13 protein-coding genes are annotated in these 12,369 nt (G+C 47.3%); 9 read left to right on the top strand and 4 right to left on the bottom strand.

Features of this window, described 5'->3' with window-relative positions:
* Nucleotides 1-94 precede the first annotated feature (94 nt).
* Both EV211_RS05035 and EV211_RS05030 read left to right on the top strand, forming a co-directional pair.
* On the top strand, nucleotides 95-1,012 hold the full coding sequence (locus EV211_RS05035) for an SseB family protein (RefSeq protein ID WP_133528332.1): 918 nt from the start codon (nucleotides 95-97) through the stop codon (nucleotides 1,010-1,012).
* Between the two features lie 136 nt (nucleotides 1,013-1,148).
* A complete protein-coding gene (locus tag EV211_RS05030) occupies nucleotides 1,149-2,714 on the top strand; it encodes a sensor domain-containing diguanylate cyclase (protein WP_133528331.1) in 1,566 nt (521 codons plus the stop codon).
* Between the two features lie 2 nt (nucleotides 2,715-2,716).
* On the opposite strand, the gene EV211_RS05025 is transcribed toward EV211_RS05030, so the two are convergent.
* Nucleotides 2,717-3,616 carry a LysR family transcriptional regulator gene (locus EV211_RS05025; RefSeq protein ID WP_133528330.1) on the bottom strand — a complete coding sequence of 300 codons (900 nt, stop codon included), beginning with the start codon at nucleotides 3,614-3,616 and terminating at the stop codon, nucleotides 2,717-2,719.
* 162 nt (nucleotides 3,617-3,778) lie between these two features.
* On the opposite strand from EV211_RS05025, the gene EV211_RS05020 reads away from it, so the two are divergent.
* Nucleotides 3,779-4,057 (top strand): hypothetical protein, encoded by a 279-nt coding sequence (locus tag EV211_RS05020; RefSeq protein WP_133528329.1) that lies wholly within the window; start codon nucleotides 3,779-3,781, stop codon nucleotides 4,055-4,057.
* Nucleotides 4,058-4,178: 121 nt separating this feature from the next.
* Here the strand turns inward: EV211_RS05020 and EV211_RS10685 are convergent, their stop codons facing one another.
* Together EV211_RS10685 and EV211_RS05015 are read right to left on the bottom strand one after the other, a co-directional pair.
* Complete coding sequence (locus EV211_RS10685) at nucleotides 4,179-4,340, bottom strand: hypothetical protein (protein WP_166635376.1); 162 nt, start codon at nucleotides 4,338-4,340, stop codon at nucleotides 4,179-4,181.
* Nucleotides 4,341-4,358: 18 nt separating this feature from the next.
* The gene (locus EV211_RS05015; RefSeq protein ID WP_133528328.1) at nucleotides 4,359-5,132 is read right to left on the bottom strand and encodes a hypothetical protein; all 774 of its coding nucleotides are present in this window, start codon (nucleotides 5,130-5,132) and stop codon (nucleotides 4,359-4,361) included.
* A 201-nt stretch (nucleotides 5,133-5,333) separates the two neighbouring features.
* On the opposite strand from EV211_RS05015, the gene EV211_RS05010 reads away from it, so the two are divergent.
* From EV211_RS05010 to EV211_RS05000, 3 genes are all read left to right on the top strand, one after another.
* Complete coding sequence (locus EV211_RS05010) at nucleotides 5,334-7,259, top strand: acyl-CoA dehydrogenase family protein (RefSeq protein ID WP_133528327.1); 1,926 nt, start codon at nucleotides 5,334-5,336, stop codon at nucleotides 7,257-7,259.
* Nucleotides 7,260-7,263: 4 nt separating this feature from the next.
* Complete coding sequence (locus EV211_RS05005; RefSeq protein WP_133528326.1) at nucleotides 7,264-8,469, top strand: FprA family A-type flavoprotein; 1,206 nt, start codon at nucleotides 7,264-7,266, stop codon at nucleotides 8,467-8,469.
* Between the two features lie 151 nt (nucleotides 8,470-8,620).
* Nucleotides 8,621-9,439, top strand: a complete 819-nt coding sequence (locus EV211_RS05000) for a carbon-nitrogen hydrolase family protein (RefSeq protein WP_133528325.1) — start codon at nucleotides 8,621-8,623, stop codon at nucleotides 9,437-9,439.
* Between the two features lie 12 nt (nucleotides 9,440-9,451).
* Here EV211_RS05000 and EV211_RS04995 read toward each other — a convergent pair whose 3' ends face one another.
* The gene (locus EV211_RS04995) at nucleotides 9,452-10,510 is read right to left on the bottom strand and encodes a serine/threonine protein kinase (RefSeq protein ID WP_133528324.1); all 1,059 of its coding nucleotides are present in this window, start codon (nucleotides 10,508-10,510) and stop codon (nucleotides 9,452-9,454) included.
* Between the two features lie 87 nt (nucleotides 10,511-10,597).
* On the opposite strand from EV211_RS04995, the gene EV211_RS04990 reads away from it, so the two are divergent.
* The 3 genes from EV211_RS04990 to EV211_RS04980 all read left to right on the top strand — a co-directional run bounded on the left by EV211_RS04990 (nucleotide 10,598) and on the right by EV211_RS04980 (nucleotide 12,350).
* Nucleotides 10,598-11,035 (top strand): hypothetical protein, encoded by a 438-nt coding sequence (locus EV211_RS04990; RefSeq protein WP_133528323.1) that lies wholly within the window; start codon nucleotides 10,598-10,600, stop codon nucleotides 11,033-11,035.
* Nucleotides 11,036-11,159: 124 nt separating this feature from the next.
* Entirely contained in the window at nucleotides 11,160-11,525 is a 366-nt protein-coding gene (locus EV211_RS04985; protein ID WP_133528322.1) for a hypothetical protein, read from the top strand.
* 18 nt (nucleotides 11,526-11,543) lie between these two features.
* Nucleotides 11,544-12,350, top strand: coding sequence for a hypothetical protein (locus tag EV211_RS04980; protein WP_207667991.1), 807 nt, complete (start codon nucleotides 11,544-11,546; stop codon nucleotides 12,348-12,350).
* The last annotated feature ends 19 nt before the right edge of the window (nucleotides 12,351-12,369 follow it).

The following is a 12,369-nucleotide window of genomic DNA, read 5'->3' as shown; positions in this document are numbered from 1 at the left end:
AGGGTATGATTTATTTGCCGAAACGTGTAGAATGAGTTAGAATGTACATATAACAATCAAGCTAAATCAGTAATTTAAAAGGCAGGTAAATAACATGGATGAAATCAATGATAACTACAGGATAGATAAGGCCCTTGTAGAATTCAAGGCTAAACCAAATAGAGAAAACGCCGTAGGTGTAATGGAAACCATTCGTCTTTCAATGGATATGGAGAAGAATATACTTGTGCCCGTGGAACTGCCCGATGGAATTACCGACTGGGAAAGTCTGTTGGACCCCAGCGGCAATTTCGTAGTGGCTGAAGACACTCCTATCAACATCCGTACCTTAGGCAATCCCGAAGGTACCGATAGTTACTATGTAGCCTTTACCAATGCAGACGAACTGTCCAAGGGCCAGCCTACGGCCTCTCTGGAAATCGATATCAACGAGCTGATCGATATGTTCAACGATAACGATGAAATCGACGGCATAGTCCTGAACCCGTGGGGCATATCCTTCCTTCTCGACAAGGATATGATCGAGATGATAGTCGAGGCAGACGACGCTCCTATGATCAAGAGCCACATTTTCATTAATGAAGGAGACATCCGCGACGTGGATGTTGACTGCATAGTTGTAGCCAATGAGAGCGAAGCCGTAGATGTAGGCGAAGCAGCCGCCAGCGAAGAGGACGATAAATTCGACTACATCATTTATACCACCGGGCCTAGATACACAGGCACCGACCAGTGCAAGGAGCAGCTTACCCTTTGTTATCAGGCCTCCCTTGACCTAGCCAGGAGCCTGAACATACACAACATAGCCTTCCCATCCATTTCCACCGGCGGGGAACTGGGCTATCCTATGCCGGAGTCTGTCATGGATGCCACCTACGCTGTCACCGACTGGCTCAACGATAACCAGGACTACGGCATAGAAGTGATTTTCTACTGCAGCGATCACGAGACCTTCGAGGCCTATAAGAGTTTCTTCGACTTCATGCAGAAGGAAGCAACCCCGGAGGAATAATCAATCGACGAAAGATATGTGTTGAAATCAATAAAATTGTGCTCATAGTATGGAAAAAATTCCGTTTATATGGTAGAATAACTAAAAAGTACCTTGGTAGTTGCCGGCTTTTGTGTGCGCCGGCGAGGAGGTAGGTATGACTGTATGTGAATTAGTATTAGATATCTATGTGCTTATGAAGGATGGCAACCTGGATCAGACTCTCAGGGAAGTGGCTATCCCCGAAGATGTTGTGTGCAGGTTCCACGATTCGGCGCCTTGTACAGACGCGCCAGTCCACAGCAACTGTATTATCATATCGGATGATACCCACGAGCTGAAGGCTCTCTGCAATATCACTGAGAAAAATGTCAGTGTCATCTTACTAGGCACTGAGGGAGATGTCTTAGCCTGCGCCGGAGAATTTCCTCCATGTCTGAGAGATATCTGGCCAACTGAGGCTTCCGCAAATGAATATAAATGGCGTTTCTCAAGGCTTCTCTGCAATTGTCTCGCCGAACACGAAGCCTGGCTGAAGGACGCCCTTCTGAAGTACACCATCAACAGTATGCCGGAAATGGTCTGGTATAAGAATCTGGAGGGCAACCACCAGATCGTCAACGACCAGTTCTGCAAAATCGTACATAAAGATAAGGACGATGTTCAGGGCAAAGGTCACTGCTACATCTGGGACGTCCCGCCTGAGGATTACGAGCGGTGCGAGTTCGTGTGCAAGGAATCAGACAACGCCGTCATGGACAAAAAAGAAACCTGCATTTTCGAGGAGGCTGTCAAGACCAAGGACGGTATGCGGCAGTTCCGGACTTACAAGTCCCCTCTCTTCGACAAATATGGAGGCGTCATGGGCACCGTCGGCATCGGCCACGATGTTACGGACTTTAGCAACACGGACATCGAGCTGGGCATCCTTATAGACAATATGCCTTTCCAGATGGTCATCTGCGATATCAACTGGAAAGTTGTCAGGATCAACGACCAGTTCAAGCTTACATTCAATGAAGAAGCTGACTTCATGAGCAAGGATTTCCGGCAATGGAAGAATTCCACCTTCGCAGTTATCAAGAATCTGGAAAATACTGATGATGGCCACGGCAATTATCAGGAGCTGACCTTCGATGGCGACGGCAATCTTAGAATATTCAAGTTGGCCGAGAAGGAAATAGTAGATTCATTCGGTTACGTCTCCGGATATTACTGCATGTTCTCAGACATCACCGTAGATAAACTCTATGAGAAGGAAATGACCAGAGATGCCAATACTGATCCTCTCACAGGTCTGTACAACCGCAGATATCTCTACGACTATCTGCATGACCACGAGTCGGAGCCTATGTCAATATACTATATGGACCTGGACTTCTTCAGGAAAATAAACGATACCTACGGTCACGCCTGCGGCGACTACATACTTGAAGCTACCGCCGATACTATCGGAGAAATTTTCCCGAAGGGCATGGCTGCCAGAATGGGCGGCGATGAATTCGTCATAGTCACCCTAGGCAAGCACTCTAAAGACGACATCGATAAATCTACCAAGGCAATGATGGAAGCTATGGGCAATGTCCAATACGGCGATTGTCAGAAAGTCACCATAAGCATCGGCGTCGCTTCCAGCTCCGGAGGCGGCACTGACATGCAGAATCTTATCAACGAGAGCGACTCTGAAATGTATAAAATCAAATCCCATAAGCACGTTCTTTGATCCTATACGACTCCCGGCAGCCACTGCTTCAGCACATCGTTCACGCATTTTATGAAAGACTTGGTAGCCGGCAGCGTATCCTTGCGGGATCTGACTGCCATTCCCAGGGATCTGTAAAGATGCGGCGACAAGGGCAGGTTGACGGTCTCTCCCGGGTAATTACTCAGGAGCAAAGCCCCCGCCAGGGTCACTCCCAGGTTATGGGTGACCATGTGTATGGCCGTCATGTCATCCTTGCAGGAATACATGGTGTTGAATTTGATTTTATTCTCGGTGGCTATTTCCGGCCAGCCCATTTCCGTCGTGCTGGAGTCTCCCGTGGAATATGATACAAAGGGATACTTGCGCAGCTCGTTAAGGCTGACTCTGGTCTTGAATGCAAGCTCGTGATTAGGCGGAACTACGGCCAGTATCTCATCCTTCAGCAGTTCTACAGAGTCGTAATCCTTGTCTCCGTGAAGTTCCGTTATGCCTACATCTATACGCCCGGACTTGAGCATCCACTCGATCTGAGGCGCTTCATTTTCCTTCATGTGCACCCGGATATTAGGGTACAATCTCGCGAACTCCTCCAGTATCACCGGCATCCACGCAGTAGATACACTGGACAGACAGCCAACGGTCACAGTACCTGTTTCTTTCCCTGTCATTCTGTCGCATTCCTGCCTTATGCGGCTTTCCCATCTGTGTTCCTCTCTCATATATGGCAGTAGAGTCTCTGCATTGCCGGTAAGTACTACACCTTTGTTGGTTCTTATGAGTAGCTGCAGACCCAGTTCCTTTTCCATACTGTTTATCATCTGTGTAAGACCAGACTGAGTATATCCCAGTTCATCAGCTGCTCTGGTGATACTGCCGCTTTCATAAATGTGCAGTAGCGCCTCGTATTTTCTATTGTCCATAAGGTCTCCTTTTGATATGAGATTTTCTAATATCAAATATTAATTTTTACCGTTTTACTTATTATACAATCTGATTTACTATATAGTCAAGAAGAAAGAAGACATTAAATATACAGCATAAATAACAAATCCAAATATATAATTATGAAGGAGGAATATAAGATGAGTACTAAGATGAATTTATTGAGTTTCGCAACTCTGGCTTCAGTATTGGGCGCAGTTGTATGCGCACTGGCAGCTGTAATGATCGGATCGATGACAGCAGTTTCATCAGTACTGTTGGTAGCAACAGTTGGCTTCGCAATGGTAGCATTGCAGATGTACGGACTTGCCGCAGAAAGCAAAGGGGCAGATGAAAAGCACATAAAATCACAGACTTTGCCGGCACTTCTGTTCGTAATCGGAGCAGGACTAGTCCTGATAATAGCAATAGCTCTCTAGTAACAAGAATAATACCTTGTACGAATAAAAATTACAGCAAAGAACCGTCACACAAAGGTGCGACGGTTCTTTGTTTTTTGATTTACAATATATCTATTGCTTTAATTCTTCATAAAACCAGCTAACTTCGATTGCCAAAATACACGATTGGCGGAGCCATAAAGCCCACAAACCCTCCAATATAGAGAACATCCACACTATCGGCTATGGCTCCAAGCAAGTAGCCTACGACAATTCCACATACTATTGATCCTATCAGCAATATCCATCCTTTGTATTTCATATAAATAACCTCCTCCTATTAAAGCTTAGCTTTCTTATATGCTTCATCACCACTTAGACAACTTATACTTGGTGTGAATCCCATAGACACTCCTGTTGCCGAAAATGATACAGACGGTGTCAAAGATAATACCGAATGACCATAATTTGAAGCAATCCCAGTCTGTCTAATCTTACCGTTAACACTCCAAGTAACTGTCATACTTCCTGAGAGCGCAATTTTTCTGTATGTCTTCGCCTCTTTATCATATTCCTTCCCAACCTTTATCCTTATAAATGTACCTGTTCCTGCACCATTAGTCTTAACTTTTTGTGAGGTGACTTCTCTTTTTTTATTTTTGTTTCCATACAAATAGTATACTACCTTCGTAGAACCTTTGTCCTTTGTAAATGCAGAACTAGTGGTCATTCCTATAATGTCCTTTAAGGCAAATACCGGTTTCTTACTCCAACTCCATGTAGTTTTAGTCGTTAAATATGTGACTCCCTTTTTATACTTCATTTTACTGTAACTGACCGTATAAGTAACCTTACCATATTTCTCCTTAGCTTGTGTAACAGTTCGAATTTGCTTGATTTCTTTCTTGGAATAGCCTCCTTGTGTTAACTGCAAGTCGGTTTTTGATTGTAACGATTTGATCATATCGTATTCTGACACCGTCCTTGTAGTCACCATACCCTTTGTTGTAGCTGATTCAGCATCAACCGGTACTGTGGCTACGCATATCGCCATAACCAACACCACAAGAAATAGTAATGCCTTGTAAATCAAACTGATTGTTATTTTGTTCATAAAAACTTTCCTCTTTCATTTTCATTATAACATAATAAAACATTGCCTGATAGCCTATCGATATTATTTAGATGTATTGTGAAATTACTATACAGGTCGCGAAAAAAAGAGTATTATAAAAATATAGGGAGTTATTATCAAATTATTCTGTGTATAATTATAATATAATGTTAAAATTCGCTCTTAAGAAGGAGGTAAGATATGCTATATCAGACAACTGAGCAACACGAAGAATTGAGGAACAAGATAAGAGCTTTCGCAGAAGAGGAAGTGAAACCGATAGCTTTTATGCTGGATAAGAACAACGATTTCCCTTATGACATGGTCAAGGAACTGGCCAAAATGGGGATGATGGGTATCCCTTACGAGAAGAAGTACGGCGGCGCCGGTCTGGACGTGATCAGCTACGCTATCGCTGTAGAGGAGCTGGCCAGAGTCGACGGAGGCGCAGGCGTTATCCTGTCTGCCCACACATCTCTGGGCACATATCCGATCTACGCTTTCGGAAATGAGAAACAAAAGAAAAAATACCTTGTGCCTTTGTGCAAAGGTGAGAAGCTGGGCGCTTTCGGTCTGACGGAAACTAACGCCGGCAGTGACGCAGGCGGAACAGAGACAACGGCCGTACTCGAGGGCGATCATTACGTACTCAACGGCGGCAAAATCTTCATTACCAACGCGCCGATCGCGGACACTTACGTGATCTTCGCAGTGACTACGCCTGGCATAGGAACCAAGGGAATAAGCGCGTTCATCGTCGAGAAGGGCTGGGAAGGCTTCGATTTCGGCGACCATTACGATAAGATGGGCATCAGATCCTCATCTACTGCTGAACTGGTATTCAACGATGTGAAGGTACCTAAGGAAAACCTGCTGGGCAATGAAGGCCAGGGCTTCAAAATCGCCATGGCAACTCTCGACGGCGGCAGGATCGGCATAGCTGCCCAGGCACTGGGAATAGCCCAGGGAGCCTTTGAGCACGCAGTGGAATACTCCAAGGAAAGAGTACAGTTCGGCATTCCGATTGCACATCAGCAGATCAACTCCTTCAAGATCGCCGACATGGCCACCAAACTCCGCTGTGCTAGATTCCTGATCTACAGCGCCGCTGAGCTGAAGGGACACCACGAACCTTACGGCATGGAATCAGCCATGGCCAAGCAGTACGCTTCAGACATCGCCTTGGAAGTAGTCAACGACGCACTCCAGATCTACGGAGGCACCGGCTACCTGAAGGGCATGGAAGTTGAAAGAGCTTACAGAGACGCCAAGATCTGCACTATATATGAAGGAACCAATGAGATCCAGAGAGTCGTTATCGCCTCCCATATCATAGGCAAACCGCCTAAAACAGAATCATCTACAATGATGCAGCAGAAGGGGCCCATCACAGGCCAGCGTAAGAAGATGATATTCAACAGCGGTACTGCTCAGGAAAGAGTCGACAATCTGGTTGAATCCCTGAAAAACGACGGCTACGACTTCACCATCGGCATCGACCCGATGACGCCTATAACTCTGGCAGACAGAGTAGTCAGCGCCGGCAAGGGAATCGGACCTCAGAAGAACATGAAGCTCATAGAAGATCTGGCTTATCAGGCAGGCGCCGCTATCGGTTCGTCGAGACCTGTAGCCGAGACACTGAAGTATCTGCCACTCAACAGATATGTGGGAATGAGCGGGCAGAAGTTCTCAGGAAATCTGTACATAGCCTGCGGCATATCGGGAGCAGGCCAGCATCTGAAGGGAATCAGAGAAGCCACTACAATAGTAGCTATCAATAAGAGCAAGAACGCACCGATTTTCAAGAACGCCGACTACGGTATCGTTGGAGATGTACTGGAGATCCTGCCACTGCTCACCAAGGCCTTGGACAATGGCGAAGCCAAGAAACAGGCGCCACCGGCAGTGAAGATGCATAAACCAACTATCAAGAAAGAAGCTTCCCCGTGGACTTCATATGTCTGCAACGGCTGCGGATATGAATATGATCCGGCTGTAGGGGATCCGGAAAACGGCATTGCGCCGGGAACGACCTTCGAGAACCTGCCTGACGAATGGGTATGCCCTATCTGCGGCGAATCCAAGGCGGCTTTCGTAGAGGTCCAGAAAGAAGAGGAGGAATAACAGCATGCAATGTGTAAGAAAGATAACTGACGATCTATATTTCGTAGGTGCCAATGATAAGAGACTGGCACTCTTCGAGAACATCCACCCTCTGCCTAACGGAACGTCCTACAACTCATATCTTTTGCTGGACGAGAAGACAGTACTCTTCGATACGGCTGACTGGTCGGTTTCCAGACAGTTTCTGGAGAATATAGAATACCTGCTGGGAGACAGACCTCTGGACTATCTGGTAGTAGGTCACATGGAGCCTGACCACGGCGCTTCTATCCACGAAGTGCTCCTCAGGTATCCTAAGGTGAAGATAATATGCTCCAACAAGGCATCCATGATGATGAACCAGTTCGGATTCGATTGCCAGAAGAGAGTCAAAGTCGTTAAGGAAAAGGACACCATGAGTTTCGGCAAGCATGAGGTCACATTCTATATGGCCCCTATGGTCCACTGGCCTGAGGTAATGGTCACCTTCGACAATACCAACGGCGTCCTGTTCTCAGCCGACGCCTTCGGTTCCTTCGGATCTCTTGACGGCAAGTTATTCGCTGATGAGGTGGATTACGACAGAGACTGGATCGAGGAAGCCAGAAGATATTATACGAATATCGTAAGCAAGTACGGACCTCAGGTCCAGAAGCTGCTGGCCAAAGCCGGCGGTCTGCCTATTAAATACATCTGCCCTCTTCACGGACTTGTGTGGAGGAAGGATCTCGGATATTTCATCGACAAGTATGACAAATGGAGCAAATACGAGCCTGAAGAGCAGGGCGTTCTCATTGCCTATGCGTCTATGTACGGTGATACAGAGTGCGCGGCCAACATACTGGCCAACGAACTCTGCCAGAAAGGCATAACCAACATTGCTATGTATGATGTTTCCAAGACCCACATATCTTACCTGATCTCGGATGCATTCAAGTACAGCCACATGGCGTTGCTCTCAGTAACATATAACCTGAAGATCTTCCCGCCAATGAACTCATTCGTGGAAGACATGGCTGCGCTGAATCTGCAGAAACGTACAGTAGCTGTAGTAGAAAACGGCACCTGGGCTCCGCAGGCCGGTTCGCTGATCTGCGAGCATCTGGATGAAATGAAGGAAATGACTGTTCTAAATGAGCAGTGCACTATCCTGTCGTCACTCAACCAGAGTACCTACGACGAGATCTGCGGTATCGCGGACGCCATTGTAGAATCTATGAAGGCTGAGTAATAATCACGTATCAACCTGACCCTGGTTCAGGGTCTCATCTAATCCACAACAGCCTGCTTGACCCGGCAGGCTGTTGTATTATCAGGATCTGCAGTCAGGCGGCCAGATACGACAGCTCGCCATGCAATCATGATCCGCAATGGAGGTTCCTATGAAAATAGCACAGATACAGATGTCGCCTCTGGAAGGTCGGTTCCAGTCTTTGGAAGTCGCCCGCCAGATGATAAACGAGCAGGTGCCGCAGGACACAGACCTGATAGCCCTGCCGGAAATGTTTGCCTGCCCGTATCAGGTGAAGAATTTCCCGCAGTACGCTGAGACCGAGGGCGGGGAAATGTGGCAGCTCTGCTCAGCTATAGCAAAGGAGCGCCATTGCTATTTTTCTGCCGGCTCCGTACCGGAGGCAGGGGAAGACGGTAAGGTGTACAACACGGCCTATGTCTTCGGCCGCGATGGCTCGCAGATCGCCAAGCACCGCAAGGTCCATCTCTTCGACATCAATATAAAGGACGGCCAGCATTTCCGTGAATCGGAAACTCTGACCGCCGGAGATTCAGTTACTACTTTTGAAACAGAATTCGGCACCTTCGGTCTGGCCGTCTGCTACGATGTGCGCTTCCCGGAACTCTTCAGACTAATGGCCCTTAAGGGCGCCCGTCTGATCCTGGTTCCTGCCTCCTTCAACATGACCACAGGCCCTGCCCACTGGGAGCTGACCTTCAGATCCCAAGCCATGTTCAGCCAGGCTTTTGTTATAGCCACGGCCACATCACAAGCCGATGGCGCATCATACCGTTCCTATGGCCACAGCCTCTGCGCGGATCCGTGGGGTCAGATGATCGCGGAGCTTGAAGATGCACCGGGAGTACTTCTCACCGATATAGACCTCAGCCGCGCCGATGAAGTCAGAAGACAGCTGCCCCTGCTGACAGGAAGACGGACAGATGTGTATAGACTGGAAGAGGTGTAACTTCTGCATCTTTCACCCGGCAATCAGCGCTACTATAATAGACCAGGCTGATATCGGAGCCAGAAAAATAATGACCGATGCCAGGATATACCGCAGCATCTGCCACCTGGAATCTGCTTTACTCTTATATGGGAATACCTCTCTGAAGCCTCTGTAATCGGCTATATAGAATGTGAACAGCAATAATGAAAGCACAAGTGTTGCAATACCCGTATAATATTCATACGGGTTCATGTTGTCCACGTTTGGCACGAAGAAAAGAGCCGCCAGTGTAAAATACCAGGCAGACGCCAGAATCATATGCAGCGGTTTCTTTGTTCTGAACCCCGGCGGAGTCCACGAATCACCAAGCTTTTTCAGGGTGACCGACTTCAACGCCTGGGCCAGCTCATCCACATCACTATACCTTTTGTTCGGATCCATTCGAGTGCACTTTTCGACTATGCCAGCAAGTTTACCGCAGTCGTCAGCCGCAGAATCAGCCCTTCCCGTGAGCATGGTTTTCATCAGTATTCCTACAGAATATATGTCCGTCCGCTCGTCGGACTGACTGAAGCCATACTGCTCCGGAGCCGCGTAATCCAACGTGCCCATAAGAACAGTATCTCTGTCCTTTCCGGGTTCATAACTTCTGGAAGCATCGAAATCTATCAGATGCACGGACCCTTCGTTATCTATGATAATATTTGACGGCTTGATATCTCTGTGAATTATCTTGGGATCGTTGCCATGCAAAGGCTTCAGAATATTACAAAGCTGCATGACCATGTCGGCAGTGTCCTTCTCCTCCAGCCTGTGATCCTCGATGATCTCAGCCAAAGTCCTTCCAGCCACATAATCCTCTATAATTATGAGGCTGTCACCGTCAGTCGTAAGATCTCTGATCCTGGGTATCCACGGGAAATTTCTCTCCTGCAGCAGCCTGTAGGTAGCCATATCGTAATTGCCCGTCCTCTTCATGACAAATATTTCCCCGGTCTCAACATGCTTGACCATATCTACATCATGAGCCTCACTGAGAGTATCTATTTTCTTGTAAAACGACAGAGCGAACTCCGTTTCATGATCCATATTCTTTCCCTCGCGCTATTGATTTATCCTTCAGAATATTGTACCATATCAGCAAACATTATTAAAGTTTTACGAAAGAGGGCTGAAATGGACAAACCGACCACAAGGGAACTATCCAGAGTGCTGGAGCACACTCACGGCGCCGGCGCAGACGAATTCGTCAAGACCAACGCGGACACCGAGTTTGAGTATTTCTATCAGTTTATGAACAAAATGATTGCTGATAAGGATCTCGATGCCGGCCGTGTCATAAAGCGCAGCGGTATCAACAGCAACTATGTCTACAACATCCTGAACGGCAACAGGCTCAATCCCGGCAGGGACAAAATGATCAGTCTCTGTATCGCTGCAGGCTTAAGTTACAAGGAAACACAGCGCGGGCTGGAAATCGCAGGAGCGGCTCCTTTGTACCCGAAGAATGAACGTGATTCGCGCATCGCCGTAGCCATAAACGACGGCATTACCAGCGTTTGCACTGTCAACATAATGCTCAGCGACCACGGCCTGGAGCCGCTGAAAGTATAGCATCGTCCGCACTCCCCGACGCATGCGGTCTTCTTACGTTATACAATCGTGCTGACAGCACGATTTTTTATTGCTTTCTCATATACAATAAAATCAAAATATTATGTGAGAAAGGATGATTTGTATGAAAACGATCAAATTGATTTTAGGGATTATTTCCCTGGTTCTGTCGGTATTTATCGGACTTCAGTCCAGCGCCGCCGGACTATATAATACGCTGTCAGACAACGGACAGTTGGGCGGCACGGCAGGGCTTTTCCTGGTAATCTGTCTGGTGATCGCTGGTATAGTGGCAATAGTCACAAGAAACGGCGGCAAAGGTGGAGCATTCACTGCCGCAGGCTTCTATATCTTCGGTGCCCTTCTGGGCTACGCCAATGCTGGCAGCTACTCAGATCTTTACATTTGGTCAACCGTATCGCTGGTATTTGGGGTCGTATTTATTATAGGCACGCTCATATCACAGCGTAAATCTAAGAAGAATAATTGACATAAGGGAGAAAATGCGATGAATATAAAAAAAATATTAGTTGTAATACTGGCCCTGGCCCTTATTTTCTCGCTGGGAGCCTGTGACAAAGAGAAGTCTGCTGCTAAGAAGGACTTCAAAGCTGCCGTAGAGCAGGCCAACACTGCCAACGACAAACTCGACGAGGCAGTTTCCAATGCCCAGGGCCTCCTGGAAAATCACGGGAAGCCTTTAGACAAAACCACTGTCAGCAATTTGAAAAAACAGATAGCGGTAACTAAGAAGGCTAAAATCAAGATCCCGGACCAGCCGTCAGAAACAGAAGATATCAAGGCGGCCACCAAGAAACTGACTGCTGCCGATAACAGCGGCCAAGTCAAAGCCCTTAAAAAATCCCAAAAGGCCCTGACTGATAGCGTGAAACAACTTAAACTACTGAATAAGCCGTCCGAGAAATTCGTAGTATCACGACTGAAGAACGCCAAATACGTAAACAAAGTCGTCGCTGCTACTGAAGACAACGATCCTAACGGGCAGTTACACAAGGCTGGCGGCTACACTGCAGCCGTGTTCTTCCAAAGTTCTCTGGTGGATCAGTCAGATGTATATGGCAGTAGCCTGATCGATAAGGGAACCGATGCAGGCGGTTGCATAGAAGTATATGGAACAGCTGCAGACGCGAAGGAAAGAAATGAATATCTGTCCGCTTTCGATGGCGGCATACTCAGTTCAGGCGGACACAAAGTCCTAGGAACCGTAGTTATCCGTACCTCCTGTGAGCTGACCGCTTCCAAGCAAAAAGCTCTGGAGAAACAGGTTATCGCTGCACTGACCAAGTTAAACTGATATCGAATGGGGCAGAAAA

Source organism: Aminicella lysinilytica, from assembly GCF_004362975.1.
Lineage (GTDB): Bacteria > Bacillota > Clostridia > Peptostreptococcales > Anaerovoracaceae > Aminicella > Aminicella lysinilytica.
This window is presented reverse-complemented; position numbering and strand designations above follow the sequence as displayed.